Below are 16739 nucleotides of genomic sequence, written 5' to 3'. Positions count from 1 at the left end.
TAGGTGGCCTAGCCCGCATAGTTCACAAGAGTTAAACCGTCTTGCGACGAACCCACGTGCCTCATGCCGGAAAACATGAAGGTATGACGCCATCATACGCTTTCGTGGCCAAATATGAAAAGCGTCGCAACCGATGCCGCGGCTTTTTGATGAAGGGTTTTGCCTAAGAGGCGCTGAAGCGAGGGATTTTCTCTAAAAATCTGGAGCGAAAAGGCTTGGAAAAAGCGGACCGGGGTCGCGCACGACGCGCACCCGCTGGATGCGGTGAGCATTTTTGCAGGCCGTTGCAGCCCAGAGGTTTAGCGAAAATCACCGCGCGTTATCGCGCTTCTTCGGTTTAAGGGTGGAGTTCGGAGGCGCGCATCACGCGACGTCGCGTATTGCTGAGCAGGTTGCCCGCCTGCTCCGGGTTAACCGCCTCGGCCTCGGCCAGAATCGCCAGCATTTGTGCCTGGTCGGTCGGCTGTTGCAGGCCGTGCTGGGCAAACACCGCCCAATCGTCAAAACCTTGGTCTTCCACCACCCAGGTGGCCATCACCTTAATCGCGTATTCGAAGTGGGGGCAGGTATCGGCCAAAAAGATGCGCGGGTCAACCCGTTCTTTTTTTTGGAAGTCCCGGCGCACGATGGGGATTTGGGAGGTGGCCGATTTGCGCCAGTGGATCATGCGGATGTCGTCGCCCGACTGGTAGGGTGACAGGTATTGGAAATCCTCGCTTTGTTGGGGTTCGAGACCGGTGCGGGGTTCTTCACTGTGGGGGAGGCGCTGTACCTTGTCGAGAATTTCCGGGAAAATTAGCAGTTCTTGGTCCAAAACCAAGCTTTGGCGCCGGGCGAACAGGCCGAAAGGGACGGCGCTTTGCAGGTAGACCTCGATGATTTTGAGACGGCCGCGTTTTTTGGGGGTTAAATGAATGGTATGGACCACTTCCTCGTGGGCGGGCACGCTGGGGACCACGGTCTGGAAGGTGACATCGTCTTGGTCGGTCACAAAGGTGATCTCTAAGGGGCCGAAGGGCAGGCGGCGGTTGTGGCTTTTCAGGTGGATTTCAAAGGAGCCGTCGCGGCCGGCGAAGAGTTCGGACGGATTGCGGACTTTAATGTCCAGCTTGGGGAACAAAAACCGCAGGTAAAAGAAGCTATAGACCAGGATCGCCGAAAAAATGCTGCTGAACAGGAAAATGGTGCTGTTGGTGGTCAAGTAGCTGACGCCGTACAAAATAAGGGTGGTCCACATGAAGAACTTGCCCGTGTTTTGGAGGACCCATTTTTTTGGTTTCGGCGTGGATGAATTCGGCAAACACTACCCCGGTTTCGTGTAAACGCAAAAAGCACCTCAACGAGGTGCTTCTGATGGACGTGTTCTTTAAGTGCGGGTGACCCGGTTACTGGTCGTAGTTGTCGTAGAGCGGGTATTTGTAAAATTCATCGACCACAAAATGACCGATGACCGCGCCGATCCCCAAGATGATGGGGGATACGGTTAAAAGAAACGATGCAAGGTACCACATATGGTGCAGCTCCGTGTAGGGTCGTCGTCTGGTGCCTCAGGTCGGCACCCAGATCCATTGCAACCTTATCCTTGCCTGCGATTTGAGTCAAGAACGAATGGCGTGCCGGCCCAGGGCCTTTTCCGCTTGGGTTGGTAGGGGCCTGCAATTCCTTGTTCATGGGCGTGCTTTGTGCTATGATTCGCAACTTGTGTCCAGGAACCTTTCCGAGGACCGCCAATTCAACATAGAAAGGATGTGACACTTTATGCCAATTGTTGTTCTTCAAGGCCACGAGTCAATTGATGAGATCGTCAAGCAGTTCAAACGCAAGTGTGAACGTTCCGGTTTGTTTTCTGAAATTAAGAAAAGAAAGCATTTCATCAAACCTTCTGAGATTCGTCGTAAAGAAAAATTGGAAGCGCGCAAGAAGATCCTGAAAAAGCTTCGCAAAGAACGCCAACGGATGCGCTACTACAACTAAGAATCTCTGATCTCAACATTGACAGCCTGTTACAACAAGCTGTGTCCATTTCTCGAAAAGGCAGTCGCTTCGGTGGCTGCTTTTTTATTTTGGATTTTTGGATGGTTAGAAGATGCGGATCAGCATGGCCGCCCTCGGTTACTGATGGCCGGTGTGGATGAAGCCGTTGCTTCGAGTAGGAAGTGGATGCGGATCAGCATGGCGGCCCACGTTTACCGATTGCCGGTGTGGCGGGGCGTTGCTTCAGGGGTTTGCCGGCTTTGATTTTGGGGTCGCTCAGGGTTTCGGCTTCGTAGCAGAACTCCTTGTGAGAAATGCGGGTTAGCCCGCTACTTGGTTGGGTTCCGCTTCGCGCAGGGCCGTGTCGATGACGCCGCCGCCCAAACAACGGTCGCCCTGATAAAACACAATGGATTGTTTTGGGGCGATCGCGCGCTGGGGTTGCGGGAACTGTACCAGATAGGTTCCCGGTTCCGGGCCCGCGGAAACACGGCAGGCCTGATCGTCTTGGCGATACCGGATTTTGCACTGAATGAAGCTGTCCAAAGGCAGCGGGGCGCCGGTGGTGGTGCTCAAGTCGGAACACTGTAATGCCGGCGCGAACAGAATGGGGTGGTTTTTGCCCTGGGCCGCGATCAACACGTTGCGGTCCGTATCCTTGGCGGCCACGTACCAGGGCTCGCCCGGCCCGCCGATACCCAAACCCTGGCGCTGGCCAATGGTGTGGAACATCAAACCGTCGTGTTTGCCGACGACTTTGCCGTTCGGATCCTCAATCACACCGGGTTTCATGCCCAGGTACCCTTTGAGGAAATCTTTAAAATTGCGTTCGCCGATAAAACAAATGCCGGTCGAGTCCTTGCGGTCCCAATTGGGCAGGCCCGCTTTTTTGGCGATGTCGCGCACCTCGGATTTGTGGATGTCGCCCAATGGGAACATCGCGCGCGACAAAGCGTTTTGTTGCAAGGTGTAAAGGAAATAGGACTGGTCTTTCTTGGGGTCCACGCCCTTGAGCATTTGGTAGGCGCCGTCCTCATAAACAACCCGCGCATAATGGCCCGTGGCCAGGTTGTCGGCTTTGAGGGCCATGGCTTTTTCTAGAAACGCTTTGAACTTGATCTCTTTGTTGCAGAGGATGTCGGGATTGGGCGTATAACCTTTGCCGTACTCCGCCAAAAAGTGTTGGAACACGCGGTCCCAGTATTCTTTGACAAAATTGAAGGTGTAAAACGGAATACCCAGGGTGCCCGCGACCAGACGTGCGTCGCGGTGGTCGTCTTCCGCGGTACAGCCCTCGTCGTCGTCTTCCCAGTTCTTCATAAAGATGCCGATCACCTCGTGGCCTTCCTCTTTGAGGCGATAGGCCGCCACGGCGGAATCGACCCCGCCCGACAAGCCCACGACCACCTTGCGTTTGGCGGGGCGCTCTTTATTTATAAGGGTCAGATTCGTTTCCATGGCTGTCACTTCTCGATCTTGTTCGACGGTGCGCTGCGACCGTGATTAATACTTGGGTTGATGAAAATTGTGACGACAGTTCTCGGAACAAAACTCGAGGATATGGCCTTCGACCACCTCATTGGTGACCCGGGTGGCCGGGAAGAAACACGAGCAGTTGTGGCATCGCAGCATCTTGCCTTTGTCGACCGTTTCGCCGCGTTCCGATTGCGGCGGCGCGGTGAAACGACCGCGAAAAGGATCGTCACTCCCGGTAAAGCTTTTGAACTTGCGGCGCGTCGGTGTTTCCGAGTTGTACAGGTAGGTGGCCGCTACCAAAAAAGCAACCACGGCAAGGAACATCGTCATAATCAACCCCGTTCCACTATACCCCGTTCTCCCCATGACGGGAAGCGTCGAGCCGCTTCTTCACGACCTTGCTTATGCAATCCCGGTGTTAAGATGGGACACCTTTTAATGGGGATGGTGACCATGGATCGGCGGGCGAAGATTCCCAACATAAACCGGGTCAAACAGGTGATCCGTGCATTTTTCCCTGACCACGATTGTGATGAGCGGTTGCTGCTGCGCTTGGCGCGGTTTACGACCGAACACGTGCGTGAACACGCCGGCGCGGTTTGGTCGCCCGATGTGTGTCGCCGCCTGTTACAGCCCTTGCTGGAACCCGGTCCGCGCCCGCTGATTAATGCGACCGGCATTATGTTGCACACCAACATGGGGCGCGCGCCCTTGCAAGCGTCCGTGGTGCAGCAAGCCTTAGCGCGGGTCGCCGGTTATACCGATCTCGAACTGGACGCCGCCTCGGCCAAACGCGGCCATCGTGATCGCCACATCGCCGCCTTGGCCCGTTTGCTGTGGCCGGTGGAAGATGCGACCCTGGTCAACAACGCCGCCGCCGCGGTGTGTCTGGCGCTGAGTGCTTTGGCGCGCGACCGCGAAACCGTGGTGTCGCGAGGGGAATTAATCGAAATCGGCGGCAGTTTCCGCTTGCCCGACGTGATGACCCAAGCCGGCACCCACCTGCGCGAGGTGGGCACCACCAACAAAACCCGGATCGCGGATTTTGAAGCGGCCGTCGGCCCGCGCACCGGGTGTTTGTTCAAGGCCCACCCTTCCAATTACCGCATCGAGGGATTTACCCACGAGGTACCCCTGCACGAACTAACCGCGCTCGGTCGCAGAACCGGGGTTCCCGTCGTCTATGATCTCGGCGGCGGTTACAGTGAGCACCTGGCCTTGCCCGCCGCGGACGAACCCTCCATTGAAGCGGCGCTGGCGGCGGAACCGGATTTGCTCATTTTTTCCTGTGACAAACTCCTCGGCGGCGTTCAGGCTGGGTTGGTTTTGGGCCGGGCTGATTTGATCGCGCAACTGCGCCGCCAAACCCTGATGCGCATGTTGCGTACCGATAAATTAACCCTGAGCATCGTGTGTCATCAACTGGCGCATGTCCAGCGGGGGCTGGCCACGCCGACCTCGCGGCTTGCCAATCAGGATCCCGCCCAATTGGAACGACGTGCCGCCGCGTTAAATTCACTGCTGGGTCCCGCCTGGCGCCTGGTTCCCGACGAGACTTACATCGGCGGCGGTAGTTTGCCCGCCCAGGCGCGACCCGGAACGGCGCTCGCTTATGATGGGGCGGACAAACAAAAATTGGCCGACTGTTTGCGTCGAGGTGAACCCGGCTTGCTCGCCTCGATTCGCGGCGGTTTGCTGCGGCTTAACCTGGCGACGGTTTTCCCCGAACAGGATGAAACCGTCGCCAAGCTGGTTATCGCCGCGCAATCCAAGGTCGTTTAACGGGCCTTGGGGTTCTCCTCACACAACAGGGGCAGCAGTTGGAGCACCCGGATGTTGTCTACCACCCATGTTGGCAGCGCGGTGAAAAACGAAGGCCGCACCCCGGTCATGTAAATACGCGGCGTGAGGTCCAGGTTAAACACGTAGCTGCACTGGCTGCTGTTGCGACCTAGGTTGACCGCGCTGATTTGGGATTGGACCGCTTGGTTATCGGTGAACTGGGTTAACTGTTCAAAGGTGGTGCTACCCAGTTGGTGGAGTACCAGTTCTCGGCCGCCGTCGTTGTTGCCGCCGACGTAATCGGCATCCGTCACCAGTGCCAGCAGGCCGGCATCGTTCACCGTGACCGAGAACACCTCGGCCGATTCCGTGGCGGTTCCCGCGCTGAAACCGGGATCCCCAAGCGCGATTTGATCGGGTTCGTAAACAAAGGCCTCGGCGTTGCCCTGGGGGTTGAGCCCGGAGATATTGTCGTGGGAGATAAAGGCCAACAGACGGCCCGAGGGGCTCAGTGATAGCCCTTCGTGTAAGCCGCTTCGCACCAGCATCCCTTCCAGATCGCCGTCGTTCCAGATGAACAGGTTCGCCGGTGCAGCAGCGCCGCGTGTGTAGGCCAAGCGATTCCCGTCCGCGCTCATCACCAGTTCATAGGTGCTTTCGAATACTGGCTGGTTGGTCGTTTGGCTAATTTGGGTGAAATTCTGTTGCCCACGGTCCAGCACAAAGGCTTGGGGAGTGCCTTCGCTATTGTCGCCCGCGAAATCGCTGTCGCTGATTAAGGCGATGCGGTCGCCGTCGTCGCTGATGGCGGTGCCGCGGCTCCCGTTGGCCGTGGTTGAAGTGGTGAGTTGGCTGAAGGACTGGGCAAGGATGTCGTAAACAAAGACCTCGTTGCGGACCGCGCTGTTGCCGCCGGTCAAGTTGGCGTTGGAGGTGAACAGAATTTGTCGTCCGTCGCCACGCATGAACGGGTCCGCGTTCACCGATTGGGTGGTTTGGGTTATTTGTTGGATGAGCCCGGTGAGGCTGTTGTAGAGGAAAATCTCTTGGTTAAAGTCGCCGTTGGTTCCGTGTGGGTTGGCGTTGGATTGGTAGGCGATCCAGTTGCCGTTGGCGGACTTACTTGCCGCCGCCGCGTTGCTGCCCACCGCGTCGTCGTGGCGGTACACATCGCAGCGGTCATCCAGATTCACGCCGGCAAACTCTACCGCCTCAAGCGCTGCATAGGCCGTATCGTTGCTGGTTACGTTGGTAACAATCAAGAACGCACCCCCTGGATCGACGAAATTGTCGTCCTGACCCAGGACATTGATGGTTTGGTAGCTGTCCCAGTTGCTTTCCGAAAAGGTCAGGGTTTGGGTCGCGGCCGGCGCGCCCCCTGCCGTCGAAAGTAAGGCTTCGTTCGGGGTGAGGCTGGTGAAGCGGACCTCAACCGGTGCGGTGGGAACCCCGCTCAAACGCATCCGAATTGCGTCTTGGTTGCCGGACTCGCTGGTCGCCAGTGCCGGCGGTGCATCAATGTCGAGCCCGATCATGCCGCCCTCGCCGTAAAGCGCAAAGGCCATGTCGGGTTCGGGTGGTGTGGTATCGCCGACGTCGGTGGCGCCGCAGGTCGCGATGCGTGCGCCCCAATTGTTGACGCAAATGGGCGGACCGAAAATTTCGAGGTTCTCCATCCAAACACTGGGTGCACCGACGGGAACGCCGCTATCCACCTCGCTGCTACTTTCTGTCCACAACCAAATATTTTGCGCCAGGGAAATGGCGTGAATGCCCACAAAGTAGGTGCCCTCTTGGAGGGTGATCGGCGCGGGCAGCGGCACGGAAAAGTCCCCAAAGCCCAACTCGTTAAAACCCATGGAGGTGCCCACGAAAATCACGTTGGGATCGTTGGCGTTAAAGATATCGGTGGTGGCCGGTTGGGTGCCGCCCGCGTTGGCGCGCACGAAAAAGACGTTCACCGAACGCGCGGTAATACCCTCGGCGAATTGATAGTTGCCGCGAACTTCCAGGCGGTCGATACGCCAGCGCTCGCCGGTGGGAATGATAAAGTCGTCCATGGCGATGGAGAAGTAGCCGCCCGCGGGTTGGGGTTGATCCAAGAAAAACTGCGAGCCGACCGAGTTGGCCATCACCGGTGCGATATTCGGGAGCGTGGAAAACAACGGCGTTTCATCGCCTATCGGAAGCGCCGTCTCGGGATGTTGCACCGCCAGGGATAAACCAGGGGGTTGCGCCACACACAGCGTTGCCGCCAGGATGGCTCCCAGCAAGGCAAGAGATCGTTTCATATCAAGGCTCCTTCGGGTTTTATAGTTTTTGCCAGGCCTTTTTGCTAAATCCAAATTGAAAGTCCTCGGGATGGAGGATTTCGGCCATGATCTCCAGGGAGTCGGCCAGTCGCGGTCCCGGTCGATTGAAATAGGTGTTTCCGTCAACCGCATATACGCGGCCCGTTCGGACCGCTTTCAGGTTTGTCCATGCCGGGTTTTTCGCCAGTTTGGCCGCTTCCTCACACGCGCGTTGGATGCTGAACCCGCAAGGCATGATGATCAGCACGTCCGGGTCTGCTTGCGCCAAATCATCCATGGTAATGGTGGGCGCGTTTTTTCCGACGGTGCCGAGCAAGGGGTAGCCGCCCGCCATGGCGACCAATTCGGGGGTCCAGTGACCCGCCGCGATCAAGGGATCCGTCCATTCCAGACAGGCCACCTTGGGGATGGTTTTAAGTTCGTGGCTGCGCGCGTAAACCGCGTTAAATCGCGCCTGCATGCGGGCGACCAAATCTTCGGCGCGGAAGGGCACCTCCAGGGCGGCGCCGATCGCATGGATCGAGGCCATGACCTGCTCCAGGTTGCCGGGGTGAACGCTGACCACGGTCACCTGGCGGCTGTTCAGTTCGTTGAGGGCCTGGTTGACCACGTCCATGGGGACCGCGCATACCGAGCACAGATCTTGGGTAAGGATGTGGGTGGGTCGACAGCGTTGCAGGGTCTCCAGATCGATTGAAAAAATCGAAAGCGCTTGTTCGATGCTGCGCGCCACCTCGGCGTGGATGGTTTCGGGGGGCTTGCGGTCGTCCAGCCGGGCGCGGCTGCAGATGGGCCGGTTGGTAATAGAGCCGGGGTAATCGCATTCGTGAGATCGGCCCACCAATCGCTTTTCCAGTCGCAGGGCACAGACGATTTCGGTGGTGGCGGGCAGAAGAGATACAATGCGGGGTTTTCTCATGAAGCGGCTCCTGCTGCAAAACCGGGACAGAGTGACAAACCGGATCCGGGGCGCTTGGACGACTTGTCCAGTACGGGCGACCCCATTGTCCGGTGTGCGTGAATCGGTAAATCAGTGTAAAAGTGGTGCCCGCTTAGAATATCACGAGCTGTGATTTCTGCCTAAAGGCGTGGCCGACCGAGACGAAATTTGTGTTGAAATCGGCGAGAAATTCACAGTAGGCAGCAAACCCATCGCGGCTTGCCGCGCCGCGTGGTGAATCAAGCGCTTGGTGTTCAAGCGTTTGACGAAAGGATGCGGTCTTATCACCTTTGTGCCAATCCGACGATTCGCGGGAACATGTCTTGCGGGGAAGCTTCGCGAATCGGCGGGGGCAAATTCTGAACGAGCGCTCAAAAAAGCATTGGATTCGCCATAAAAACCTTTCCCAGGCAAATTTTATGGTGTTACCATGGGGCCGTCTGTCAATGCATCCCATTTTAATTCCTTCGTGCGACGCCTTGATTCCAACGACCTTTCGTTGGTATCGGGTTGATGAAGAAATAATTCGATCTGAGCTTCCTGCTTCATTCATTTCTGATCGTTGACAGCCATTCACGGGTTTCCATCGCATCGAACCACGACAGGTCGACGGCGTCGAAGGCCGGATTTCGTATTCGGGGTCTTAACTGTTTCCGAAAGAGGTTTGGGGGGGTTCCCAATCCATCATGAATTCCTTGTACTTCAAGTCCACTCTGTCCCACGGTCCTGCCAACCCGTGTCTCACCCTTTCGTTATAGCCGGCTGAGCCCGGCGTGTATGTCAATTAAGGAGACATGGATTATGTGGAGTAATCGCTTCAGCCCACTGCAAGTTGTCGTGTTGGGCTTCTTTTCAATCTGCTTATCGCTTCCCCTCATCGCCGGCGGTTATCAAGTTTCTGAACAATCTGTTCGCGGCTTGTCCCTGGCCCACGCGGGCGTAGCCACGGGTCTTGGCGACGGTAGCGCCATTTTTTACAACCCCGCCGCGCTGACCCGCCATGACAAAAACCGTATCAGCTTTGGTCTGCAGGGCATTTTCCTCGATGCTGAATTCCAAGATGAGGGCAGTACCGTCGCCGGGGTGATTCCCCTCAGCGGTGATGCCGGTGGTAACCCAACCGATACCGCCGTCATTCCCAACGGTTACGCCGTTTACCGCATTAACGACAAGCTCGTTTTGGGTGGTTCACTGAACGCGCCTTTCGGTCTTGCTGTTAAATACGAAGAGGGCTGGATCGGCCGTTACCACGGTGTTGATTCCGAATTGGGCGCCATCAACCCCAACTTGACCCTCGGCTACAAGGTTAACGACACCGTCTCCTTGGGTTTCGGTTTGAATTACTACTACTTGCCCGATACGCTGATTTCATCCGCGATTGACTTCGGCACCATCGGCACCAGCGTTTTGGGTCCCGAACAAGCCGCCGCCATCGGTTTGGCACCGCAAAGCAACGACGGGTCCGTGACCATCGAAGGTGAGGACAAAATCTTCAGCTTCAACGCCGGTATGTTGTTTGAGTTTGAAAATTCTCGTTTCGGGATTGGCTACCGTCACGAGGGTGAAGGTTCCGTTGTCGGCCGTGCGGAAATTGAAATTCCCGCCGGTTACGAAGCCCTGTTCCAACAGTTCAACGACGCCAACGGCCGTCCCCTGTTCGCCAGCTCCGACGGTTACGTTGACATCACCTTGCCAACCATCATTTTCGCAGGTTACCACCACGACTTCGGCAAGCTCGGCATGAACCTCGACGTTCAGTGGGCCGACTGGAGTGTTTTCCCAGAATTGCGTGTTGTTTACAGCGAAACCTTGCGCGTTGATTCTGTTGTTGAGCTCGAGTGGGAAGACGCCATGCGTTTCTCCTTGGGCTTCGATTACGAAGCGAGCGAAACCATGACCTGGCGTTTCGGTGTTGCCGAGGAAGAATCTCCGATTCCCGCCGCACGCAACCGTACCCCACGGATCCCCGACTCCGACCGTACTTGGTTGGCCGGTGGTTTCACCTACAAAATGGGCCACTACGAAATTGACCTCGCGGTTTCCCACATCATCGCGGACGACGGTCCCGTCGACCTGCCGGGCACCACCGACCAATTGCGCGGTACGTACGACTTGTCCGGTAACATCTTGAGTGTTGCGGTGAACTACATCTTCTAAGATCCGCTCGTTCCATGTCCTACCTGAAGTGACCATGGGCATGCGCTCATAACTTAGACTCAACCATCCAGCCGGCTTCCTCACGGGGGCCGGCTTTTTCTATTGAGGATGGGGTTGGGTTGTTTGGTTTGGGCCTGGTTTTGCAACGGAAGGGTCGGATGCATTTCTTAGGATTTGGGGATGGGACCTTGGGCGGGAGGGGTGAAGCGGCGGGGCCGCATCCTAAAAATCCCAAAATCCTTGTAACGAAACGAATCCCAAGCTAAGCGAATCAGAAACCCGACCCGCAACCAAAAGGAAAACCCCCATTCCATTTTCCTCGTTCAGTGATAGAGTGGAACACGCGCCTAAGTTCTATGTTTTCCAGCCCGCACCGCTCATTGGGGTTTCCCTTTTCCGGCGAGATCCTGTTGGGTAAGGGCGGCGGGTCGCCTTCCTCGGTGGTTCGGCCCGCGCGCGTCTGCTGCAACACCAAAATGCGACGAGGAGTACCTATGCAGGGCTTGTCTCTGGTATTGATGTTTATTTTTATGACAATTATTTCCTGGGGCAACTACGGACCCTTGATGCATGCCGGCCAAGCCGGGATGCTGGGCGCGAGCCTCAAACCCTTCATCTGCGTGGGCGTGGCTTATTTTCTGATTGCCGTATGTGTGCCGGCCCTCATTCTCAAAGTTCGCAATGAAACCGGGCGTTTCACCGCGCGTGGCGTTTGGTGGTCGCTCTTTGCCGGGGCCGTCGGCGCCCTAGGAGCGCTCGGCATTATTTTGGCCTTTAAATTTCGCGGTAGTCCCGTGTTTGTGATGCCGCTGGTTTTTGGTTTGGCTCCGGTTGTCAACACTTTTGTGACCATGTACTTAAGCAAGACGTACGACAAAGCCGGCGCCTTGTTTTTTGCCGGGCTTTTGATGGTTGCCCTCGGCGCGGCCGGCGTCCTTTATTTCAAGCCGAGCGCCAAAAACGTGGTGATCAACGAAACCGCCGCCGGCGCGATCACCGTTTCCCTCACCGAGAGCCGCGACGGGGGGACCGCGACCCAGACCTGGGAAGCAGCGTCTCTTGAGGAACTGCAGTCGAACCCCGAGCTGGCAACCGCCTACAAATGGTACACCCGCAAAAAACCGCTTTCGATTCGCGAGTTGCTGTTGATTATCGCGTCCATCGGCATGACCGCCCTGTGTTGGGGCTCCTACGGACCGACCCTCCACAAGGGACAGGCCATGATGGAGGGCAGTCGTTTGCGGCCCTTCATGTGCGTCGGGATGGCCTATTTCATCATCGCCGTGGTGATGCCGATTCTGATTTTGGGTTTCTGGAAAGAGGGCGGCACCTGGACCGGAACCGGGGTGTTTTGGTCGCTGGGAGCCGGTGCCGCGGGGGCCGTGGGCGCCATGGGCATCATTATGGCTTTTAACAACGGCGGCAAACCCATTTTCGTGATGCCTTTTGTTTTTGGTGGCGCGCCCGTGATGAACACCTTTGTCACGGTCCTCACCGAGGGCACCTTCAACCAACTGCAGCCCGCATTTTTTGTTGCGTTGCTGCTGGTGGCCGCCGGTGCCGTGACCGCACTTGTTTTTGTACCCAAAGCACCACCGCCCAAGCCGAGCGAAGCATCGTGACGGGCTGTCAGCAAACATTTGACAGCGGTTGAGTTAGCGCAGGATAATGGAGCCGGTTTCCGGGGCCGACCCTTCTTTTGGGGGCTGTCCCGGACGTTGCCGCGCGTGAGGGATCGCTGCCGGTGTTAAGTTCCCCAGGAGGACCCGTCCATGAACGAACCATTACCGCCCCCGTCATCCGAGGTGACCCGCCTCATCCGCGAGTGGAGCGATGGTAGTAAAGAAGCCCTCGAACAATTGATGCCCATCGTTTTCGACGAACTCCACCGGTTGGCGCGGATCCGTTTTCTCGACGAGCGCAAGTCGCATACCTTGCAGCCCACCGCCTTGGTGAGCGAACTTTATCTGCGGTTCACCGGCGAAACCAACATTAACTTACACGACCGTGCTCACTTCTTCGGGGTTGCCGCCCGCCGCATGCGCCAGATTTTGGTCGACCACGCCCGCAAAACCCGCGCTCAGAAACGCGGCCACGGCAAAACCACCCTTTCGTTGGAAGTGTTTGGCGAGATTGGCGACAAAAGCAGCAAGAAAGTGGTGGATGTGATTGCACTTGACCAGGCACTCACCAAATTTGCCGAAATCGATCCCCGCAAATGCCGCATTGTGGAACTGCGCTTCTTTGCCGGGCTCACCATTCAGGAAGCCGCCGACATGATTGGCATTTCGTTGCGGACCGCCAAACGCGAGTGGACCATTGCCAAGGCTTGGCTGTTTAACGAACTCAAGCACATTGACGACAGTCGCGCCGAGCCGCCCAGCTCGCAAAAGAAAGCTAACGAAACCGAAACCTAAGGTTTCTCATGAAAAGCCCGCTGCTGCAATTTTTGGTGCAGCGTTTTGCCGCGCCGCCTTACCAGGGTGCCGCCGGTTTGGTGGTGGCCGTGTCCGGGGGCGTTGATTCCATGGTGCTTCTCGATGTTGTGCTGCGGTTGCGCCATATCCATGGTGCACCCGTGCGGGCTTTTCACTGCGACCACCGCACCGGCCGTTTCGCCAGGGTCGCGCGTGATCTGGTCCGAGCAAGCTGTGCTGAACGCGAGGTTCCCTTGGTGGAGGCTGTTTTTGAGGCCGGGGACGGCGCCAACTTTGAGTTTCGGGCCGCCGCTTTCCGGCGCGCGCGCTTGGCCGGGGCGTTGCAACCCGGTGAATTTGCGCTTTTGGCCCACCACGCCGGTGACCAGATGGAAACCATGCTTTTGGCCTTGTGCCGCGGGGCTCGTGTCGCCTCGCCCTTGGCCATGGCGCCCCACCGCAATCGCCGCTTGCGGCCGCTCCTGGATGTCACCCGGGCGACCATCCTCGCCCACGCCGCCGTCGCCGCTGTTCCCCACGTCCAGGACTCGAGCAACTACGATCCCCGTTTTCAGCGCAACTATCTGCGTCAAGAAGTGGTGCCGCGCCTTGCCGGCGCCCATGAAGCGCCCTGGATCCGTTGGTCGCGTTGGGCCGCCTCTTTTACCCAACTTCAGGACCAACTAAACGCCGCCGCGCGCGATTGGTTGGATCGTTTTTGGATCGAGGCGGGGATCCCGTGTCCGCTCTTGCGGCGGGGTTGGTGGCAAGAAACCCCTGATTACCTGCAAGAATTTGTCCTGGCGCAATGGTGGGCGCGTTTGCCCTGCCCACCACCGATTAACGCCCATCACGAACAACTGATTGCTTGGTTCCAGGCAGCGGAAACCGGCAGCTTTCAGCATGAGGGCGGCGTGGTTTATTGTGACCGCGACGGATTGACCTGGTGGCCCGCGTTGCCCACGGCACCCCGGTTTTGTCATTGGGATGAATGGTTTGACTGGGGGCCCTGGCGCTGGCGTTTCTCACGGCCGTCCGGCGAGGGAATCGGCACGCGGGATAAACAAAACGCCCATGCACGCCGTACAATGGCCATACTCCGCGGCCAGGCGGTGAAACGTTTTCCGAAAACGCCTTCACCTCAATCGGTCGCGACCTGGCATGAATGTGAGGGTTTGTTTGTTTCACTTCCCGATGGGCTCGGCCCGCGTATCCGTGAGTGGTACCGCACCGAACGGTTCCCGCGTCGACTCCGCGGTCTCCTACCCAACCTGGCCTGCAAACAAACCGGCGCCGAGGTTCATTTCGTCGACTTCCTGGCGCAACATCCGCAATCGGTTCATATCGAAACCCGTAAGTGACAACCCTTTGATCCATCGGATCTGGATCGAGCGGTGATGCGCGGGTTGGACGGACCGCCCGCAACAAGTCGTTTCGAGCAATCGGGATAAATGCAAAAAATTGACGAATGTAGCTTTATCCCGGGCTTTCGGCTAGAATGCAATATTTGAACGGATTTATTTGGAGGGCGTGCTTTTGAGCAACACACTCAAGACCATCACTCTTTGGTTACTGGTGCCCACCGCGATAGGGGCGATCTTCTTTTATCAGAGAAACGCCGGCGGTAGTGTGGAAGAGGTTAGCTTCAGCGAAGTTGTCACCTTTGGTGAGAGCAACATGATCAAGTCGCTGAAGATTTCCCAGACCCGGGTTGAAGCGGTTCTTCAAGAAGGCTGGACAGGGACCGGCGAAGAGAAGCAAACGAAACCTTTACCTAAAACCGACGATGGTCGCAACATCACGCGAATATCGGCCTCGTACATGCTTTACGACGGCTTTGTTGATTGGGCCTTAAAACACGTCAACAGCGAAGTGACTTTTGAAAACAGCACCGCAAGCGATGCACTGATCGGTGTGCTTACCTGGATTCTTCCTTTTGTGTTCTTTTTGGTTCTGTGGTTTTTCTTCATCCGCCAGATGCAGGCCGGTGGAAACAAAGCCATGATGTTTGGCAAAAGCAAAGCCAAGCTGCTGACCGGTAGTCAGAAAAAGATCACCTATATTGATGTAGCGGGCTGTGATGAAGCCAAGGAAGAACTGCAAGAAATTATCGAATTCCTGAAAGAGCCGCAGAAGTTTCAACGGTTGGGCGGCAAAATCCCCAAGGGTGTTTTGCTGATGGGCCCCCCGGGAACCGGGAAAACCTTGTTGGCGCGTGCCACCGCGGGCGAAGCCAATGTGCCCTTCTTCTCCATTTCCGGCTCGGACTTTGTTGAAATGTTCGTCGGGGTCGGTGCCTCGCGGGTTCGCGACTTGTTCGAACAAGGCAAGAAAAACGCGCCCTGCATTATCTTCATCGACGAAATCGACGCCGTTGGCCGCCACCGTGGTGCCGGCATGGGCGGTGGTCACGACGAACGCGAGCAAACCTTAAACCAATTACTCGTTGAAATGGACGGCTTTGAAAGCAACGACGGCGTCATTTTGGTGGCCGCCACCAACCGACCCGACGTGCTCGATCCCGCTTTGTTGCGTCCCGGCCGTTTCGACCGCCGTGTGGTCGTTGATCTGCCCGACGTCAAAGGTCGCGAGGCCATTCTTAAGGTGCACACCGCACGGGTGCCACTGTCCCAGGATGTCGATCTGCCTTCCATCGCACGTGGTGCGCCCGGATTCTCCGGTGCCGACTTGGCCAACATGGTCAATGAAGCCGCGTTGTTGGCGGCCCGTAAGGGTAAGAAAATGGTCTTTCGCGCCGACCTAGAGGACGCCAAAGACAAAATTATGATGGGTGCCGAGCGGCGCAGCATGATCCTCTCTGAGGAAGAAAAACGCAACACCGCCATTCACGAATCCGGTCACGCGGTTGTTGCCGCCCTCATCGGCGAAGCCGATCCGGTTCACAAGGTCACCATCATTCCACGGGGCCGCGCCTTGGGAGTCACCATCCAATTGCCTTTGGATGATCGACGTTCCTATACCGCCACCTACCTGGAAAACCGGCTTGCCATCCTGATGGGGGGTCGCATTGCCGAGGAACTGTTCCTCAATCAGACCACCTCCGGTGCCAGCAACGATATTGAGGTTGCCACCAACATCACCAAGCAAATGATTTGTGACTTGGGGATGAGCAAAGCCATCGGACCGATCTGTTTGCGGGAAGGCAACAACCAGCCGTTCCTGGGTCGCGATTACAACCGGGCGCAAGCCACTTCCGAGAAAACCGCGCAAATTATTGACGCCGAAGTCAAACGGTTGATTGATGAGGCCGATGCGCGGGCGCGCAAAATTCTCACCGACAACCGCGACATTGTGGAAACCATGGCCGAGAAGTTACTCGACATCGAAACCCTCAATGATTGGCAGGTTGAGCAGCTTTTAGCGCGTCAGCCGGTGACCCTCACCAATCCCAAACACGATCCACAAGCCAAACCCCACATTTCCGAGGGGGGCAGTGATCCAAAACCCAAGCCGGGGCTGGGCGTTTTACCCGACCCGCCACCGCTTGCCCAAACCTAGTTAAACTGAAGGCCCGCCTCGTGCGGGCCTTTATTAATTTCTGGATGGTTGGCGGATGGGGGCTGGGTTTGTCCCGGTTGGGGTAGGCTTGGTTTTTGTTATTTCTCAGGATAATCGGATGGTTTGAGGATGGGCGGTCGGCGTTGCGGTTGACCACGCCGC

At 57.1% G+C, this 16739-nt stretch carries 13 protein-coding genes; 7 read left to right on the top strand and 6 right to left on the bottom strand.

Going from position 1 to position 16739, the window contains the following annotated elements:
• Positions 1–337: 337 nt before the first annotated feature.
• Together J3U88_RS14450 and J3U88_RS34650 are read right to left on the bottom strand one after the other, a co-directional pair.
• Complete coding sequence (locus J3U88_RS14450; RefSeq protein ID WP_207859573.1) at positions 338–1237, bottom strand: DUF58 domain-containing protein; 900 nt, start codon at positions 1235–1237, stop codon at positions 338–340.
• Between the two features lie 148 nt (positions 1238–1385).
• On the bottom strand, positions 1386–1511 hold the full coding sequence (locus J3U88_RS34650; RefSeq protein WP_279382537.1) for a hypothetical protein: 126 nt from the start codon (positions 1509–1511) through the stop codon (positions 1386–1388).
• 247 nt (positions 1512–1758) lie between these two features.
• Between J3U88_RS34650 and rpsU the strand changes: the two genes are divergently transcribed.
• Positions 1759–1974: a 30S ribosomal protein S21 gene (gene rpsU, locus J3U88_RS14445; RefSeq protein WP_207859572.1), complete on the top strand. Its 216-nt coding sequence runs from the start codon at positions 1759–1761 to the stop codon at positions 1972–1974.
• A gap of 321 nt (positions 1975–2295) precedes the next feature.
• On the opposite strand, the gene mnmA is transcribed toward rpsU, so the two are convergent.
• Complete coding sequence (gene mnmA / locus J3U88_RS14440; RefSeq protein ID WP_207859571.1) at positions 2296–3432, bottom strand: tRNA 2-thiouridine(34) synthase MnmA; 1137 nt, start codon at positions 3430–3432, stop codon at positions 2296–2298.
• 45 nt (positions 3433–3477) lie between these two features.
• The gene (locus J3U88_RS14435; protein ID WP_207859570.1) at positions 3478–3780 is read right to left on the bottom strand and encodes a hypothetical protein; all 303 of its coding nucleotides are present in this window, start codon (positions 3778–3780) and stop codon (positions 3478–3480) included.
• Positions 3781–3873: 93 nt separating this feature from the next.
• Between J3U88_RS14435 and selA the strand changes: the two genes are divergently transcribed.
• Positions 3874–5232 (top strand): L-seryl-tRNA(Sec) selenium transferase, encoded by a 1359-nt coding sequence (selA, locus tag J3U88_RS14430; protein ID WP_207859569.1) that lies wholly within the window; start codon positions 3874–3876, stop codon positions 5230–5232.
• On the opposite strand, the gene J3U88_RS14425 is transcribed toward selA, so the two are convergent.
• Complete coding sequence (locus tag J3U88_RS14425; RefSeq protein WP_207859568.1) at positions 5229–7523, bottom strand: TolB family protein; 2295 nt, start codon at positions 7521–7523, stop codon at positions 5229–5231. The genes selA and J3U88_RS14425 overlap by 4 nt on opposite strands.
• A gap of 19 nt (positions 7524–7542) precedes the next feature.
• Positions 7543–8463, bottom strand: coding sequence for a cobalamin-binding protein (locus J3U88_RS14420; RefSeq protein ID WP_207859567.1), 921 nt, complete (start codon positions 8461–8463; stop codon positions 7543–7545).
• An 822-nt stretch (positions 8464–9285) separates the two neighbouring features.
• Here J3U88_RS14420 and J3U88_RS14415 point away from each other — a divergent pair.
• From J3U88_RS14415 to ftsH, 5 genes are all read left to right on the top strand, one after another.
• On the top strand, positions 9286–10641 hold the full coding sequence (locus tag J3U88_RS14415) for an OmpP1/FadL family transporter (protein WP_207859566.1): 1356 nt from the start codon (positions 9286–9288) through the stop codon (positions 10639–10641).
• 494 nt (positions 10642–11135) lie between these two features.
• On the top strand, positions 11136–12263 hold the full coding sequence (locus J3U88_RS14410; RefSeq protein WP_207859565.1) for a hypothetical protein: 1128 nt from the start codon (positions 11136–11138) through the stop codon (positions 12261–12263).
• Positions 12264–12413: 150 nt separating this feature from the next.
• Positions 12414–13058, top strand: coding sequence for a sigma-70 family RNA polymerase sigma factor (locus J3U88_RS14405; protein WP_207859564.1), 645 nt, complete (start codon positions 12414–12416; stop codon positions 13056–13058).
• 8 nt (positions 13059–13066) lie between these two features.
• On the top strand, positions 13067–14419 hold the full coding sequence (gene tilS, locus J3U88_RS14400) for a tRNA lysidine(34) synthetase TilS (protein WP_207859563.1): 1353 nt from the start codon (positions 13067–13069) through the stop codon (positions 14417–14419).
• Positions 14420–14594: 175 nt separating this feature from the next.
• Positions 14595–16577, top strand: a complete 1983-nt coding sequence (gene ftsH / locus J3U88_RS14395; protein ID WP_279382536.1) for an ATP-dependent zinc metalloprotease FtsH — start codon at positions 14595–14597, stop codon at positions 16575–16577.
• Positions 16578–16739: the final 162 nt, after the last annotated feature.

The organism is Acanthopleuribacter pedis (assembly GCF_017377855.1).
In the GTDB taxonomy this organism is placed as follows: Bacteria; Acidobacteriota; Holophagae; order Acanthopleuribacterales; family Acanthopleuribacteraceae; genus Acanthopleuribacter; species Acanthopleuribacter pedis.
Note: the sequence above shows the minus strand (reverse complement) of the source record. Positions and strands in the feature narration are given on the sequence as shown.